At 42.3% G+C, this 17503-nt stretch carries 13 protein-coding genes, 1 pseudogene and 1 riboswitch; of the genes and pseudogenes, 5 read left to right on the top strand and 9 right to left on the bottom strand.

Translation table 11 applies throughout. From position 1 onward, the window contains the following. Nucleotides 1-124 precede the first annotated feature (124 nt). The 4 genes from ODU41_RS07750 to ODU41_RS07765 all read left to right on the top strand — a co-directional run bounded on the left by ODU41_RS07750 (nt 125) and on the right by ODU41_RS07765 (nt 3282). Entirely contained in the window at nt 125-658 is a 534-nt protein-coding gene (locus tag ODU41_RS07750; protein ID WP_024400371.1) for a TetR/AcrR family transcriptional regulator, read from the top strand. A gap of 84 nt (nt 659-742) precedes the next feature. Next, nucleotides 743-1726, top strand: coding sequence for an ATP-binding cassette domain-containing protein (locus ODU41_RS07755; protein WP_398578863.1), 984 nt, complete (start codon nt 743-745; stop codon nt 1724-1726). Beyond that, nucleotides 1719-2498, top strand: coding sequence for an ABC transporter permease (locus ODU41_RS07760; RefSeq protein WP_398578864.1), 780 nt, complete (start codon nt 1719-1721; stop codon nt 2496-2498). Before ODU41_RS07755 ends, ODU41_RS07760 begins: the two co-directional genes overlap by 8 nt. A 1-nt stretch (nt 2499) precedes the next feature. After that, the gene (locus ODU41_RS07765) at nt 2500-3282 is read left to right on the top strand and encodes an ABC transporter permease (RefSeq protein WP_024384750.1); all 783 of its coding nucleotides are present in this window, start codon (nt 2500-2502) and stop codon (nt 3280-3282) included. Between the two features lie 263 nt (nt 3283-3545). Here ODU41_RS07765 and ODU41_RS07770 read toward each other — a convergent pair whose 3' ends face one another. From ODU41_RS07770 to ODU41_RS07785, 4 genes and pseudogenes are all read right to left on the bottom strand, one after another. Further along, nucleotides 3546-4376, bottom strand: a complete 831-nt coding sequence (locus tag ODU41_RS07770) for a Cof-type HAD-IIB family hydrolase (protein WP_398578865.1) — start codon at nt 4374-4376, stop codon at nt 3546-3548. Nucleotides 4377-4387: 11 nt separating this feature from the next. Then, nucleotides 4388-5620, bottom strand: a pseudogene (locus ODU41_RS07775) (CapA family protein). Nucleotides 5621-5952: 332 nt separating this feature from the next. Then, nucleotides 5953-6891, bottom strand: a complete 939-nt coding sequence (locus ODU41_RS07780; RefSeq protein WP_015646373.1) for a dihydroorotate oxidase — start codon at nt 6889-6891, stop codon at nt 5953-5955. 197 nt (nt 6892-7088) lie between these two features. Beyond that, complete coding sequence (locus ODU41_RS07785) at nt 7089-9728, bottom strand: LPXTG cell wall anchor domain-containing protein (RefSeq protein ID WP_398578866.1); 2640 nt, start codon at nt 9726-9728, stop codon at nt 7089-7091. A 230-nt stretch (nt 9729-9958) separates the two neighbouring features. On the opposite strand from ODU41_RS07785, the gene gdhA reads away from it, so the two are divergent. After that, nucleotides 9959-11305, top strand: coding sequence for an NADP-specific glutamate dehydrogenase (gdhA, locus tag ODU41_RS07790; RefSeq protein WP_014636785.1), 1347 nt, complete (start codon nt 9959-9961; stop codon nt 11303-11305). Between the two features lie 223 nt (nt 11306-11528). On the opposite strand, the gene ODU41_RS07795 is transcribed toward gdhA, so the two are convergent. From ODU41_RS07795 to ODU41_RS07815, 5 genes are all read right to left on the bottom strand, one after another. Then, nucleotides 11529-12116, bottom strand: coding sequence for a DUF4352 domain-containing protein (locus ODU41_RS07795; RefSeq protein ID WP_398578867.1), 588 nt, complete (start codon nt 12114-12116; stop codon nt 11529-11531). Nucleotides 12117-12126: 10 nt separating this feature from the next. Then, nucleotides 12127-12975, bottom strand: coding sequence for a mechanosensitive ion channel family protein (locus ODU41_RS07800; RefSeq protein WP_024384756.1), 849 nt, complete (start codon nt 12973-12975; stop codon nt 12127-12129). Between the two features lie 64 nt (nt 12976-13039). After that, complete coding sequence (locus tag ODU41_RS07805) at nt 13040-14374, bottom strand: sodium:alanine symporter family protein (protein WP_105134538.1); 1335 nt, start codon at nt 14372-14374, stop codon at nt 13040-13042. 109 nt (nt 14375-14483) lie between these two features. Then, nucleotides 14484-14588, bottom strand: a riboswitch (glycine riboswitch). 262 nt (nt 14589-14850) lie between these two features. Continuing rightward, nucleotides 14851-15483 carry an ABC transporter ATP-binding protein gene (locus ODU41_RS07810; protein ID WP_105134537.1) on the bottom strand — a complete coding sequence of 211 codons (633 nt, stop codon included), beginning with the start codon at nt 15481-15483 and terminating at the stop codon, nt 14851-14853. A gap of 1 nt (nt 15484) precedes the next feature. After that, on the bottom strand, nt 15485-17467 hold the full coding sequence (locus ODU41_RS07815) for a DUF1430 domain-containing protein (RefSeq protein WP_398578868.1): 1983 nt from the start codon (nt 17465-17467) through the stop codon (nt 15485-15487). Between the last annotated feature and the right edge of the window lie 36 nt (nt 17468-17503).

A 17503-nucleotide genomic window follows, 5' to 3' on the forward strand; every position in this document is an offset into this window, starting at 1 on the left:
GAACCTCCTTTAGACATCCTGTCCAAAAACTGATAAAATACATTATACAAGTATCATTTTCAAAATCAAGTCAGAAGAATTGTTTTTTGGACATTGTGTCTAAAAATGTTCAAAAGGAGAAATTATGGGAACAGATAATCGGAAAGAACGAACTCGACAGGCTATTTTAGAAGCTATGGTAACCTGTCTAGAAACTCAAGGATTTAACGAAATTACAACCACCCACCTCGCTCAAACAGCAGGAATTAGTCGCTCTAGTTTTTATACCCACTATAAGGATAAGTACGAATTAATCGACTCCTACCAACAAGGACTTTTTCACAAATTAGAGGCTATATTTGACCGTTATGATGGCAATCGCCAATCATCATTTTTAGAAATTTTCGAGTTGCTCTATCGTGAAAAATTGCTTTCTGCCCTACTGACCCATAACGGAACTCAAGAAATCCAAAATTTTCTTATCAATAAAGTCCGACTTCTTGTTGCCAATGATTTAGCGGAGCGCTTAGGAAAAGAGAATTTATCACAACTGGAAAAAGAATACAGTAGCATCTATTTTTCACATGCCTTCTTCGGTATCATGCAGGTATGGATTAAAAATGGGAAGCAAGAATCTCCTCAATATATGACCGATTTTCTAATCAAAATGTTACCTTAAATGTGACTTTTTACAGCCACTTTCTGGGGAATATGTTATAATATCCTTATCTTACGCAAACGTTTTCAAACAGGAGATTATGATATGATTCAAGCTGAACATCTATCAAAAACCTATTCCATCATAGATAAGGAAGTCGGTCTCAAAGGTTCGATTAATGCCTTTTTCAAACCCAAGAAAAAGAAAATTCCTGCCGTCCAAGATATTTCCTTGCAGGTAGAAAAAGGCGAAATCATCGGCTATATCGGCTCCAACGGTTCTGGTAAATCCACCACCATCAAAATGCTTACCGGAGTCCTCTTCCCAGACCAAGGACAGGTTCGTATCAACGGCCTCAATCCGCAAGAAAATCGCAAGGCTGTCAATAAACAAATCGGAGTTCTCTTTGGACAAAAATCTCACTTGGATTGGAACTTGCCTGTCCAGGAATCTTTTATCCTTCACGCAAAAATTTATGATGTTCCAGATAAGGTATTCAAAGAGCGATTGGCTGTCTTGATTGATCTATTGGACTTGGCTGATATTATGAAGCAACCAATCCGTAATCTGTCACTCGGCCAACGGGTTCGCTGTGAATTTGCGGCTATCTTTATCCACCAGCCTGCCGTTGTTTTTTTGGACGAACCAACCATCGGCTTGGATGCCAGCGTCAAGGAGACCATTCGCTCCTTCATCCGCTATATGAATCAAGAATACCAGACCACTTTCTTGATTACTTCCCACGATATGAAGGACATCGAGAGCCTCTGTGAGCGGATTTTTATCATTGATAAGGGCAAGAAAGTCTACGATGGCTCACTGACCGTCCTCAAAGAACGCTTTTCCACAGTCAAGACCATTCTCTTCTCCACAGAAAAGCCGATTGAAAAAGACTTGCAGCTAGAAGGCTGGGAATTTATTCGTAAAGATGATTTTCACTTTGAAATCCACTACCAAAGCAAGGTCTGGACCAGTGCCCAGGTGATTGAGCAAGTTTTCAATCATTATTCAATTGAAGATGTCACCATGAAGGAATTGGAAATTGAAACCATGGTCCGCCAAATTTATGAGGAGGGTATCCATGCGTAAATATCTCTACATGACCCGCCTGACCATGATGAATGCCATGCAGTACAAGGCTTTCTTTCTGGCGACTTTCGTTTCACTGGCAGTGAAGATTTTGGTGGCTCTCTATGTCTGGAAAACCATTTTCTTCACTCAATCAGAAGTCAATGGCTTTACCCTGCAAACCTTTACTACATACATTATCTTTGCTAATCTACTAGCCAGTTTAAATTCCTTCTCACTCGGAGAAGATTTATCTTATAGCATTTTAAAAGGAAGCATTGCTGGAGAATTTCTCAGACCCTATTCCTTTATCCTAGCCCTCTTTTTCAAAGACCTTGGAAATAAACTCTTGGAACTGATAAAATTTGCCATCGTATTTATCGGTATCCTACTTGTTCATCAAGATTTCTACCTGCCTGACGGCCAGACCATTTTGCTCTTTCTGGTCAGTTCGATTTTAGGGATGTTTATCGTTCAATTGCTGGATATGGCTTTTGGCTTCTTAGCATTTTTTACAGTCAATGCCTGGGGAGTCATGCTTCTGAGAATGGGACTTTTCAATCTAGCCTCTGGGGCGCTTTTGCCACTCAGCTTCTATCCACAGGTTGTGGAAAACTTTTTGAAACTCCTTCCCTATAATTATGCGGTTAACGTTCCAGTTTCCATTTTATTGGGACAGGAAAGCGATCTAAGAGCTTTGGGATTGCAAGTTATATGGATACCCATTCTAGCCTGCTTCATCGCCGCTCTTTGGTCCCAAGCCAAGCGTCGTATTGTCATTTTTGGAGGTTAACATGAAGAAATATATCAGCCTCTATCTATATAACATCAAGGTCTACATGATGGCCCAGATGTCCTTTCGGGTGGACTTCTTCATCGGGCTTTTCTCCTCTTTGATTGAACAAATTGTCTACCTGATTTTCCTCAACATCCTCTTTGGAAATATCAAGGAAATTGCTGGTTTCAACTACGGTCAAATGCTTTTCATCTATGGAATAGCGACCGTCGGACGCTCCATTCACTTGATTTTCTTTGACAATCTCTGGATGTTTGGCAGTCGCTACATCCGACAAGGCGAATTTGAACGCCTCCTCCTCATGCCTGTCAATCCTCTTTTTCAGCTTATCTGTGAACGAATCCAGCCACAAGGAATCGGAACAACCCTCATCGGTTCCCTTGCACTAGCCCAAGCTTCCAAGGAACTGGGTATGGAATGGAGTCTTGGAAAACTAGCCCTACTAATCTTTATTGCCATTTGTATTGGCCTACTCTATGCAGCTATTCAGCTCGGTCCAACTGCTCTAGCATTTTGGATTGTAGAATCATTTCCTTTGACTATGGGAATTTTCGCCCTCAATCAGATGGCTCAATACCCACTCAATATCTATCCAAAAATCATTCAAATCCTGCTGATTTTTGTTTTCCCTTATGCTTTTACAGCCTATTTCCCAGCCCTCTACTTCCTAGACCTGTCTATGTGGGGACTGGCTCTGCCACTAGTTGTCCTGGTCCTATTTACCATCAATTACAAACTCTTCCGCCATGGTATGACCAAGTTCACCAGCGTTGGAAATTAAAAAAAGCTAGCATTCTCTGGACGGAGAGTTCTAGCTTTTTTCTATATACTTATAAAATATAGTCGTTTAGTTTGCTTTTAGTACTAGCTTCAAAGGTTCGGGGAACCTTTGGAGGCTGGAAATAAAGCGAACAACGTTCGCATCAAAAAGTCGCAGGCTGTACTGGAGTACGGCAAAGCGAGTTCAAATCACTCCTGTGGAGTGTTTGAAGTTGGAAATAAGGAAACGACGTTTCCTCGCTCGTCGAAGTAATCAAAGATAAACTAAATGACTATATATTCTTCAATGACCTGAAGCACACCAGCTTCCAAATGGCTGGGAGCTCGGTACTTGGCTACTGCCTTGACCTTGTCTGTCGCATTTTCCATGGCATAGGAATGCCCAGCATAGGACAATAACTCAATATCATTGTCTGAATCACCGAAGGCCATCACCTGTTCAGGTTCGATATCCAAACTGATCAAAACCTGTTCCAAGCCCCACGCCTTATGAATCCCTTGCGGCAAGATATCAATGGAGCCATAGCCACTAGTCACTGCAACCAGCTGACCTTGAAAAGCCTGGTTAAACTCTTCCGTTATCGATTCTACACGTGCTTCAGGAACCCAGAGACCAACCTTATAAATAGGTTCTAAATTAGGATAGGCACTGAGGTCGTCTAAATAGGTCACACGATTTTGGAAGGCAGCCATTTGAGCTGGTTCTATTGGCAAATCCGTCCCTGCAAATGGCATACCTGCCCCAGCCTGCATATAAATGTTTTCTTCATTCGACAACATCAAACATATATCCGCCCAACGTCCTTTGAAAAAATGCAGTATTGCTTCGACTTCCTCTTGCTGAATAGTCCGACGAATGAGTGTTTTTCCCTGATGATAGATATGGGCACCATTATCAGCCACAAAAATCAGTCGTTGCTCAAATCCTTGGCATAATTGTAGCAATCGCCCAATTCCATTGCCACTAGCGATAACAAAAGGAATCTTTTTCTGATTTAGTTGATCCAAGACCCGTGAAAATCGCTCTCTATCAAAACTCCCCTGACCATCTAAAAAGGTCCCATCCATGTCTGTTGCAATTAATCGAACTGTCATCTTCTCTCTCCTCACCATACCAAATTGACAAAGTCTTTCATTTCTTGATAGGCTGCATCCACACGCGCCTGTGTTTCTTCATCTAGCTGTCCATAATATCGACCACCAGCGACCCAGTCTTCCAATACATAGGTCTGATAGCTAAAACGCTCATAACCATCCAGTGAATACGTTCCCTGAGAGATACGATTTACCCAGGTTGGATGGGCTTGAGCAGTTTGAATACTTGTCTGCCCATTCTCTTTTTGAATCCTTATATCCATCAACACACCTCGCTCTGTCCACTTGGCATTGACCTCATCTGTCATGGTCTCCTGACGCTGGTTGGACAGGAAATTCCCCATGGAATAGATAATCAGCTTTCTCTGACCATCTTTTTCCACAATCTCCGCAGGCTCTGTCACATGGGGATGGCCGCCAAAGACAAGATCCGCTCCCCAGTCCACCATTTGATGGTAGAGACTAATCTGCTCCTCCGTAGGCTCCAACTGGTATTCCACACCCGTCTGAGGCATGACGATGGTAATATCTGCCTCTTTCTCAGCTCGCTCAATCTCTGCCTGCATCTTTTCTTTATCAAAATCCGATAAATAGGCATCATATTCCTCCTGACTCAGCAAAGCCTCCATCCCATTGAAACCGTAAGCATAGGCTAGGACAGCTATACGGATACCATTGACTTCCCGAATGTAGAGTGGTGCAGTTGCACGATTGCCTTCGGCGTAGACACCGACTGTATCCACACCTGCATCTCTAAATGTATTGACAGTGGAAACCAATCCAGAAAGATGTGAGTCCAAGATATGATTGTGGGCTAAGTCCACCAAATCGTAGCCTGCATCATGGATATTGTTGGCGACAATGGCAGGCGCATTAAAAAGTGGGTAACCTGCTAATTCGACATCTGGGGAAATGGTCCCTTCAAAGTCTGCGATAGCGAAATCAGCCTGTTCTATCTAGGGCTTTACGTAGGTAAAATTCTCAGAAAAATCGTAACTTCCATCTGGCTGTTCTGCTCCTCGAAGAATAGGCAAGTGATAGAGCAAATCTCCATGAGCCATGATGCGAACAGAATTATCTGGGTGCATTGATTCTGAGGCCTGATTCAGCCTAGGAACTAGGTGCTCGCTTACAATAATAATCGCCAAGATAATAGTCGCTAAGCCACAAATAAAAAACAAATGCATCTTTGTCCGATAGGACGCATATCGTTTTCTGCGAATATAGTTCGCTCTTTTCTCCATACCTTTACCCTCATACTCCCTACTTAAGAACCTTTGTTCAAAATACAGTCAGTAGTCCCTCAAAAAACTATTTCTTCCATAAAAGTACATAACTTATAAATAGAGGTTCTAATATTAGTATACGACATTTTTGCTAAAAAATCTAAACAAAATCAGAATTCCATCTCACAAATATATGTTTCTGATTATGTATTCCATTCCTCAAACGATTATCAGACCGCTCTTCACAGACCATTTAAAAAGAGCTAACATTATCCCCTCGCGACTCCCTAAAAGACTATCTGGGAGAACAGTGCAATGTTAGCTTCTTTTTATGTCTTCAACAGATGATCTCAGTCATCTAAGTGCTGTAGCTTGCCACGAAAATCTTCAATGGTCTCGTAGCCTTTTTCAGCCATGATGGCCTGCAATTCAGCCGTAATGCGTTCAAAGGCTGCCACACCTTCCTTTTGCAGGGTTGTTCCAACTTGAACCATGCTGGCTCCACAGAGAATGTGTTCGAAGGCATCCCGACCTGTCAAGACGCCACCAGTCCCAACAATCTGAATCTCCGGTTTCAAGCGTTGGTAAAAAGCGTGGACATTGGCAAGAGCAGTCGGCTTGATATACTCTCCACCGATACCACCAAAACCATTTTTAGGCTTGATGACAACTGACTCATCCTTGATATAAAGACCATTTCCAATCGAATTGACACAGTTGACAAACTTCAAAGGAAACTGGTTGAAAATCGCTGCTGCTTGGTCAAAATGCACAATATCAAAATAAGGGGGTAACTTAATACCAAGTGGTTTGGTAAAGTAAGTGAAGACCTCCTGCAAGATGGTTTCTGTCGTTTCAAAATCATAGGCAATCTGCGGTTTTCCAGGGACATTGGGACAAGAAAGATTTAACTCTGTCAGCCCCTTAAAATCACTGGCTTCTACAGTTCTCAAAATCTCGTGAGTCTCATCAGGCGACATTCCAACTAAAGATAAAACAAATGTGCGTTCTGGCTCCATTTCCTGCAATTCTAGTAGATAATCCAAATAGTAAGCCAAGCCCTGATTTGGTAAACCCATCGAATTGATAGAACCAAGCGGAACATTCTGATAACGTGGTTCTGGATTACCCGCGCGGTAGTCCAAGGTTGCTGTTTTGGTTACAAAAGTCCCCGCCTTCGAGTTCTTAACCGCATCCAATTCTTCCTTGGTCATGCACCAAACCCCTGCCGCATTCATCAAACAATTATCAAAGGTAAATCCACCGAGTGTCGTTGCTGTTGAAACCATCTTTCCTCCTATTTTCGCTCAATAGATACCAACCATTGTCAACCAGCCATAAAAAACTGACGGCTTTCCCAATTGGCATAACAAAGAGCGTCTTTTTTATTTGTTTCATTATAGCATAGCTTCTCTCGAGATGAGGCAAATCGCTGTCAATGTTCGTATTTTAAAAAGAGAGTCCAACTGGAACTCTCTCTAGGTTATTAGTTTCTACGTCTACGCTGGTTAGCAAGAGCTAATGTTCCTAGCAATGCCAAACCTGTCAATCCTAACATTGACTCGACAGAACCTGTTGCAGGTAGAGTCTTAGTTTGAGTTGCAGTTACCTTGCTACTTGTTTGAGAAACTTCTGGTTTTGACAATGGTTTAGGAGTCGCTACAGGAGCCTGCTTCAATTCTTTAGTTTCCGCCGCTTTTTGCAAAGCTAACTGTGCTTCATAAGCAAGTCTCATGCTCTTATATTTTGCTAGAGCAGTTTCAAAATCTGTCTGCGCTGCTTGTTTAGCTTCCAAGGCTGCATCACGTTGCGCAAGAGCTTCTGCTGCCGCTACTTTCGCCTCCTCAAGCAATTGCTGAGCTAGACGATAGTTCTCTTGTGCATTGAGTAAGCTTGCAAGATAAGCTTCTGCTGCTTTCAAATCTGCGACTGTTTTGGCAAGGTTAGCCTCTGCAAGTTTCAAAGCTGCTTCTTTCGTTGCAGTTATTTCCTGTAAAGCGGATAGGCTTGCCTGTGCTTCTGATAAAGCATTTTTTGCAGTCGTATGGGCTGCTTGAGCGACTGATAAATCTTGTTTTGCAACACTTGCCGCTTGTTCTTTATCAGCAAGTGTCTGCTCAGCAGTAGTTAAGTCTTGTTTTGCAGCGGCTGCTTTTTCTTTTGCATCCGTAAGAGTAGCTTGAGCCTTATCAAGTTCCGCTTGAGCTTTCGTGACTTTAGACTCAACAGATAATAATTGGTTATAAGTTGTTTGACGATTTGCAACGGTAGCTTTCGCAGTCTCTACGCTTGTCTGTGCCGCTTGACGTGCTGTCTTAGCTTTCGCAAGTTCGGCCTCCTGCTTCGCTAAATTCGCTTTAGCTTGCTCAACTGCATCGCGTGCTTTTTGAATATCAACTATTTTGACTTTGACCGTTTCTTTCTTGCCATTTGGGAAGGTTACATACACGCTTGTTTCGCCTTCTGAGATACCTGTAAGCACGCCTGTTTCTGAAACTACAGCAATGTTCTCATCAGCAGATTCCCAAGTTAGTCCTGAATAAACAGATACGACACGGGCATAGTCATCGTAAGGGGCAAAAACTGCTGAAACATTCAGCACTATATTCTGATTAACATCTGATATTATTTCAGGCGTTAGCAATTCGTAATCAAATAAATAATCTTCTTTGGCTTCTAAAATCTGTACGGCATCACCATACAAACCAACCGCTTCTTCTGTGGTATCCCCTACAGTAAAGTGTTGTGCCACACCTGTCCAACCATCATTGCCAGCTGACAAGAAAGCTGATAGGGCTGTATGGGTGTAATTCGGGTTGATTAGTGATACATAGTGACCTACTACCGCATCCGGAGTCTGGTTCACAAAATCTTCTTTTTCTGCATAAAACTGCTCAATAGCAGTCAACATTGCCTCACCTGATCGACCAAAATTCCAAGCCAAATTCTCAGAACGTACGGCTACAATTTCAGGATTATCAGTGTCTACAGTAAAGATGCTCTTATCTGTCCAACGAATGTGACCCAAGGTATACTCTGCCTCTGCAGCACGAATTTGAGTTGTATACTCTAAAATAGTTGACCACTTAAGAGGTACATAACGATCTACAAGGCCTTCATCAAAAGCTTCCTTACGAATTTCATTAATTCTAGCTAAGATAGCTGCTTGATCAGGTTCGTAGAAAGTGCCTGACACACCCACCATAGCATTTCCTTCAGACGGCTCTTCAACCTCTGCTCCGAAGAATTCTAGCGGAGTTAATTCTGTTCCATCTGAAACCAAACTAGCTAGATATGCTTCTGCTGCTGCAACTGCCGCTTGGGCTTCTTTAACACTTGATTCAGCCGTAGTCACCGCAGCTACTTTTGTAGCCAAATCAGCCTCAGCAGTGGCCTGTGCTTGTTTGGCTTGAGCTAAGTTCTCCTTGGCTACCGCCAATTGTTGAGCTGTTTCCTTATCGGCTTGTTCAGCCGTTTGCAAAGCGGTTTGGGCTGCCTGAACTGCTTGCTCGGCAGTTGCAACTTGGTTGGTAGTTGTCGCTACATTTGCTTCTGCTGTTGCAAGAGCGGCTTGGGCTTCGGCAACTTGGTTAGTTGCTGCTGTAGCCGTAGCTTGTGCAGCAGATAATGTAGAATTAGCTTTTTCATAGGCTGTTTGTGCTTGAGCCACCTTCTCAGCTGGAACCTTTTCAGCCTGCTTAGCCTCAGCCAGTTCCTTTTCAGCAAGAGTTTGAGCTGTTTCTTGACTGGCAGCTGTTTCTTTTAACTCTTCTATAGTAGTCTGAGTCTTTTCGATTTCTGCCTCAGTAGCCTTCGCTACAAGCTCTTCAGCTTTTGCTAGATTATCAGTCGCCTCCACAACGCCTTGAACAGCGTTAGCAGCAACTTGTTCCTTAGCCGTAGCAGTATTTGAAGCAGCTTGGGCAACTTGCTCAGCTTCTGTCACAGCTGCCTGTGCACTTGCAAGCTCTTGCTCACTAACAACTTTTACTGGTGTAGCTTGTTCTTCTGAGACAGTAGGAACAATAGTATCGGCACTGACTTGGTTTGCTTGAAAACCAACTGTCCCAACAGCTAAAACACCTGTAGCAAGCGTTACTGGAATAGCAACAGATTTCTTTTTCATATATATACCCCTATATTTTACTTACAACTTTTATATTATACCATCATTCCTCATTTGTCAATGTTCGTATGTAAAGAAAGTCTACTTTTTATCTACTCGCAACTTGCTCAGAAAGTTTAGAAAAATTATCATTTTTTTCTTTACATTTAAAAATCATGGTGCTATAATAATTATCAGATAAATTAAATTGTCAGACAATTTAATAAATAAAAAAGAAATCAGGTGATCCCATGTCAAATGCCAAAGCTTACATCCAAGCTTCTTTTGAAGCAGTCAAAGCCCGCAACCCACATGAAACAGAATTCCTCCAAGCTGTAGAAGAGCTCTTCTCTACACTTGAGCCTGTTTTTGAAGCACACCCAGAATACATCGAAGAAAACATCTTGGCCCGTATCGTTGAGCCTGAGCGTATCATCAGCTTCCGTGTTCCATGGACAGATAAAGATGGAAATGTTCAAGTCAACCGTGGCTACCGTGTTCAGTTCAACTCAGCTGTAGGTCCTTACAAAGGCGGTCTTCGCTTCCACCCAACTGTAAACCAATCCATCTTGAAGTTCCTCGGTTTTGAGCAAATCTTCAAAAACGTCTTGACTGGTCTTCCAATCGGCGGTGGTAAAGGTGGTTCAGACTTTGATCCTAAAGGAAAAACTGATGCTGAAATCATGCGCTTCTGCCAAAGCTTCATGACTGAATTGCAAAAACACATCGGACCTTCACTTGACGTCCCTGCTGGTGACATCGGTGTCGGTGGTCGTGAGATTGGTTACATGTACGGTCAATACAAACGCCTCCGCCAGTTTGATGCAGGTGTCTTGACTGGTAAACCTCTTGGCTTTGGTGGTTCATTGATCCGCCCAGAAGCAACTGGTTACGGTTTGGTTTACTTCACTGATAACATGTTGGCAGCAAACGGTAAATCCTTCAAAGACCAAACAGTCCTTATCTCAGGTTCTGGTAACGTTGCACAATATGCTGTTCAAAAAGCGACTGAACTTGGTGCAAAAGTCATCTCTGTTTCAGACTCAAATGGTTACATCATTGACGAAACTGGTATCGACTTCGACCTCTTGGTGGACATCAAAGAAAAACGCCGCGCTCGTTTGACAGAATACGCTGCAGAAAAAGCAACTGCTAAGTACTTCGAAGGTTCTGTATGGAACTACGACGGCAAGGCTGATATTGCCCTTCCATGTGCGACTCAAAACGAAATCAACGGCGAGCAAGCTGCTGCCCTTGTGAAAAATGGCGTTTACTGTGTGGCTGAAGGTGCCAACATGCCATCTGACCTTGATGCTATCAAAGTTTATAAAGAAAACGGCGTTCTTTACGGTCTTGCAAAAGCTGCCAACGCTGGTGGTGTAGCTGTATCTGCCCTTGAAATGAGCCAAAACAGCCTTCGTCTTTCATGGACTCGTGAAGAAGTAGACGGCCGTCTTAAAGACATCATGGCAAATATCTTCAACACAGCCAAAGAAACTGCTGAAAAATACGACCTTGGTACAGACTACCTTGCAGGTGCTAACATCGCAGCCTTTGAACAAATTGCGGATAGCATGATTGCCCAAGGTTTGGTATAAGCTTACTTTTAGTTTACTAAACTATAATAAAAACGCCCCCAAAATTGACGTGCTAATTTTGGGGGTATTTTTCATTAAAAGAAGAGGAGAACAGTGGATAAACATGTTCTCCTTTTTAAAATGTAAAAATAACAGATAGGTCGATTACCAAGCCGAACAATCTGAACCAAGGGGCGTTGTAAACCCGTAAATTGTGCAGTATTTAAAACTTTTTCTACAGCAATTAGATACCTTCTGCGACTAATTCCGTCCACATGGCATCTTCGTAGGTAAAACCAAAGTTTGTTTCATTATCTATACCGTAGATAAGTTTTACTTGTACTTTCTCTCCTGGCTTCAGCTTTTCAACTAGATTCACATCATAGGTCCGCAAATCCAGGGTAAAGGGAATCTGACTAACGGGATCCATGAGACTGAAATAGTATTCGTCAAAATAGAGTTCTTCTGCGGTCGAATTTTCAACTTCCATTTCAACAACATAAGCTGTGCTGTAGTAGCTATCTACTAGTTCTATGCTATCGTCTTTGCCCATAGACGTTACTGTTACATGAAGACCGTTAGAAAAATCAACTGAGTCACCAACTTGATACTCCGTGTATTCCACAGTCTCATCAATGTACCCGTCACTACCTGTATCCCAATTATCAAAATTTGCTGCGCTTAGGCCAATCATAAAAATAAAACAGGTTACTCCTAGGATAAAGGAGAGGACGGCACCAGCAATGGTCGTCCAAAAGAGAGGCTGTTTGTACAAGGGTTTCTTCTTATAATACATCTGCCCATTTTCAACGACAAAATCTTTTGTTTGCATAATAAACTCCTTATTTTAAAACAGTTGGTCCACTTGAAGGTAAATCTATTCCTGCTTGACGCAGAGCATCTTGATAAAAACCAAAGAATTGATGATAGATCTTGTTCTGTTGACCGTTGGCTACGAAAAGATTAACACGAAATACAAACTGTCCCGAAATAGCGTTTTGGGGGCCTAATACAGTCACACCTGTAATCTGGTCAAAATTGCTGATTTCCCTCAAATTGACCTCTTCTATTACGCGATAGACTTGTTCCAAATCGGTATTAAATTTGAGTGGAATATCGATTTGAGCCCGCATGTCCCCTCTTGACTGATTGGACACCACTAGAATGTTGCGATTGGGAATAAAATGCAATGTCCCATCTGCATCACGTACTTGTGTTGTTCGGATTCCCATGCTAACGATGGTTCCTGAAATGGTAATGGGTCCGTTGGTTAACTTAACCACATCTCCGACGTCAAACTGTCGTTCAATTAAGATAAAGAATCCATTGACCAAGTCTGAGAGAAAACCTTGTGCGCCCAGCCCAACAGCTACCCCAGCAATCCCGGCTCCTGCAAGAAGACTGGATACAGGTAAACCGAGGACACTCAAAATACAGTAGATAAGGATAAAGTAGAGTAGGTAATTTAGGATGCTTTCCACCAGACGACTGATGGTCTTCTGACGACCAATGTCTTGTGTAGATACCTTTAGAGAGGGAACCAAAACCTTTTTCACAGAAGCTTTGGCTATCTTCTTGATAATGTAAAATGCAACAAAGAGTAAAACAAGCGATAAAACCTTATTTAGACCCGCTGTCACAATGGCCTCAATATTAAATTGAGACAAATACTTGGTAATAAAATCATTCATGAGATAATTATAGCAGAAAACATCCTAAAAGAACAAAAAGACAGCCAAACGACTGTCTTTTATCTTATTTCTTCTTTGCAAAATACTGGCGTGTCTCCTTGATGATAACAGGAGAGAGAGCTAGTAAGGCAATCAAGTTTGGTAGGGCCATGAGACCATTTACAATATCTGCAATGGTCCAAATCAAGTCTAGTTTGAGGAAACCACCAAGGGCTACCATTGCCACAAATAACAGACGATAAGGCAAGATGGATTTGGTACCGAATAGAAACTCGATACAGCGTTCACCATAGTAAGACCATCCGAGAATAGTTGTAAAAGCAAAAAGTACCAAACTAATCGTCAAGGCAATAGATCCTGTATTGCCAAAAACTGTTGCAAAAGCTGCCTGTGTCAGAGGAGCTCCTTCCAATCCTTCGACAGACCACTGACCTGTTACCAAGATTGTCAAACCTGTTAAGGTGCAGATAATAATCGTATCGATAAAGGTACCCGTCATAGAAATCAATCCCTGCTCAACAGGATTATCCGATTTGGCTGCCGCAGCTGCGATAGGCGCCGAACCTAGACCAGATTCATTTGAAAACACTCCACGCGCAATACCACGTTGGATTGCTTCTTTTACAGTTGCCCCTACAAAGCCACCTACTGCTGCTGCAGGTGAGAAGGCAGATTTCAGAACCAAACCAAGTGTCGGCAACAGTTCATTCCAGTGAACTAACAAGACTATCAAACTTGCCAAAATGTATAAAATCGCCATGAAAGGAACGATTTTGGTCGAAACATCCGATATTTTTTCAATTCCCCCAAAGATAAAGAAAGCAATTGAAATGGCTGTCACAATGCTGACCAACTGGGGAGCTAAGCCAAAACTCGAAGACATGGAAGATGCAATCGAATTAACCTGTGAAAATGTCCCCATTCCCAAAAGCGCTACGAGGACACCTGAGACAGCAAAGAAAACAGCCAAGGGTTTCCACTTCTGTCCCATCCCCAAGGTGATATAGTGCATAGGCCCACCTGCTGCTTGACCGTTGGCATCCTTGGTACGGTATTTAATGGCTAAAAATCCTTCCGCATACTTGGTTGCCATCCCGAAAAAGGCCGCTACCCACATCCAGAAAAGAGCCCCCGGTCCACCTGTCGTAATGGCTGTTGCCACTCCGACGATATTTCCCGTACCAACTGTCGCTGCCAAAGCTGTACAAAGAGCCGCAAAGCTAGACACATCTCCCTGACCAGACTGGTCACTAGAGAAAATCAAACGAAAGGCGGTTGGTAACTTGCTAACTTGAAACATCCCTAAACGGAGTGTAAAGTAAACACCCGTACCGACCAAAAGTATTAAGAGAGGCGGTCCCCAAACAAGATTGTTGATAGCCTTAAATAGTTCTAACATAGTTCCTCCTAAGCATAATTCTTAATCCGATAAAGCTGCCGGAAAAACAAAAAGAGGCTGAACCCTTCAACCTCTAGAATCAACGTGAAAAATACAGAAAAAGCCTATTTTTCAACGCTCTGTCCTTTTACCTGAGAGTTTCAGTAGCTCTACTTTTCCAAGCAGAACTACCTTGCCCCTTCGGTGCCAAAATGGTCTCTCCAGAGTTCCGTCCATTGAACAGTCAGTTTCCCTTCTACCCAATATCAACCGGTTATTCAGTTTTATCTAGTTTTATTTTAATCTAATTTCACGAAAAAATCAAGAATATTTTCTGATACTCAATGAAAATCAAAAGTGGCCTAGGAAACGAAGCCGAAGATAGAACTCTGTTACTGTCTTGTTTCAAGGTAACAGGCTGAAAAGCTCCACCGGAGCTTTTCACTCATCAAGGCTCTTGACAACGGATAATTTTGATTTTCGAAGAGTATGAATTTTTACAAGTCTTCCATTTTTATGATAAGGTCTGCTCGCTCCCAAATCAAAGGATTGTGGGTCGCAATCACAATTAGCCGTTCTGGGCTCTTCAAGGATAACAAAATATCCATAATTTCTTGGGAGCTATTAGGATCTAAGGCAGCCGTCGGCTCATCTGCTAAAATCAATGGAGGATTTTTCAGGATGACTTTAGCAAGTGCTACCCGCTGAGCTTCCCCTCCTGAGAGTTCATAGATAGGCTGGGACAAGTCCAGATAAGACAGACCAACTGCATCAAGTGCCTCTTCCTGCCGCGATTTCCTTTCGTCTTTGGACAATTTCTGACCAATCAGTCCCAAATCCAGATTTTCTCTGATTGTCTGACTTTCTAAAAGACCAAAATTCTGAAAGAGATAGCCTAATTCCTCCCTAAAAAAGAGATGGGGCTTCAACTTTTTCAAATCCTTCCCCTTGTAGAGAATATCACCTGCATCATAGGACTCCAACTTGGCTAAAATATTCAGCAAGGTCGTTTTTCCACTACCACTGGCACCTATCAAGGCATAGACCTTTCCAGCCTGTAAGTCTAGCGTTACATCAGAAAACAAGCTGCGTTTCCCAAATTTCTTTTGAATTGATTGGATAGAAAACATACTAGGCTCCTTTCAAAATACGGATATTCCAAGCTCCTTCTTTCCTCGCCTGCCACCTCAATAAACAGAGGGCATTGACCATAAACAAGGCAAAACTGATACTACTTATGAAAATGTGACCTGTCACTGCCATGCTTGCTCCAAGAGCCAACAAGAGGAAAAGCAGTTGGAACGTTAGGTATTTCTTATGGATTCCCAAGAAATCCATCCCTGCAATTTCTTTGATAAAAATATCACGTTTAAACTCTTCGAAGTATAATAGATTCATGGTATTAAACAGGATAATTGATGTCACAATCCCTAAAATAGCACCCATAGATGTTGAAATGGTCTCTATCCGAATACGATCTAAAAGTTCTGTAAAGAGGGAGGAACTACTTCTCACTTCATTGACAAACTGAAACAGATTTCTTGCCTTCAATTCGCGCAAAAGTTTATCTCTGTTTTTAAATAAAATACTGCTATCTACTTCATTCAGCCAAAAGTCAGCAGATTCCTCTCCCAGACTTGACGGTGTCAGCACAACTAAAATAGGGTCTTTCAAATATTGCACATGTTGACCAGAACGATGATTGTAGATAAATTGCTTCTGCCCATCTTTTAAATAGGCAACTTTTCCCTTGATGGTAGCTGAGCTTGCTTGATTAGCAGGTCTAACCATACGATTGATATAATCTTGGTAAAGATGGAGATACCTATCACTTTCAGGACGCAATGTTTCAGGTAATAGAAGTTGAAATTCTCCTTCTTGTAGAGAAGGTAATGCTTCGTCCGACAAGTCTACATCCTGTATCTGCAAATAATTTGGACTAACGTAGAGGGTGTTGCCTGCTGGATGGTAGCTGTCAAGGCTTGTCCCATCTTCCAGTTGGGAGCCCATTAAATAGGCATTCAAATTGCTTTTGACAAAGATAGCTCCGTCTTCCTCCAAAGCTTGCTTTAGTAAAGGATACCAATTTTCAGACGAATTTAGTCCTGAGCGATCATCCGCAGAAATATTCCAAGCTAAACTATAGTAATCCTCTTCTTTCTCCCACTGCTGGGTGCCTGCTTGGTATTCCTGCCAAATTCCTGAATAATAGACGGTTTGAGACATACCCAATGACACTACCAGTAGAGCCAGCATTTGTCCCATAACCATAATGGTCAGGATTCCTTGCAGGGGCATCTTCCCTTTTAACAAGAGTAAAAAGTGATAGGTTCGAATGGCCAAGGTAAATGTAGCAGCGAAAAAAAGGGCAATCAAACCAAGCAAGAAATGATAGCCTACTAGAGCTGCGACCAGATAGTAGACAGAATAGCTATCTAATCCAATGAGGTAGGCCAGTCCAACTGCTGGAAGAACCGCAAATGGGATAGTTAGAGCTATCTCTTTCGCATTTTCCTGTAGAGATAGTAGAAATAAATGCCAACGTGAATCTCCTGCAATCAAACGGATACCTGCTGTACGCAACTGCCTTACATTGGCAACCACTACCAAAGCCATATAGGTAATGAGAAAGACCAGTATGGCTAAGAATTGACCACCTTGTGTCAGAAATGCGAGTAAAGTAGCAATAGTCGAAGGCTTCCGAATCTGAACCTCGTCAAATCCAATCGAAACAAGAAGAGACCGAAGTTCCTCTACCGTCGCTTTTCCTTGGAGAATAAAATATTTGGCTAGAAGTGCAGACTCCATTTTTTCTGATGCCTGAAATTCCTCCAGTCCTCTTGGTAGGGAAGACTGACTAAAATTGTCATAGGAAAAGGTACGTCCACCTGATGTACTTGGCTCAATTATCCGCCTGGCAATCACACTATCCGTCTGTTGAGAATATTCCTCTAATCGCTGTCGTACATCTGAGTAAGTCACGTCCTCAGATACCGACAAGGTGGTCACAGAAGGATAATAATGAACTAGCATAGTCTCCTTTTGGCTGACGCCCAACCAAATCATAAAGACGGCTAGAATGATAGTCGATACAAGTACAAATTTTCCTTTCATCACAATCACCTGTCTTCCTATTCTCTAAAATATAAG

It is taken from the genome of Streptococcus sp. 2022WUSS083, assembly GCF_044427155.1.
GTDB classification, from domain to species: Bacteria; Bacillota; Bacilli; order Lactobacillales; family Streptococcaceae; genus Streptococcus; species Streptococcus hashimotonensis.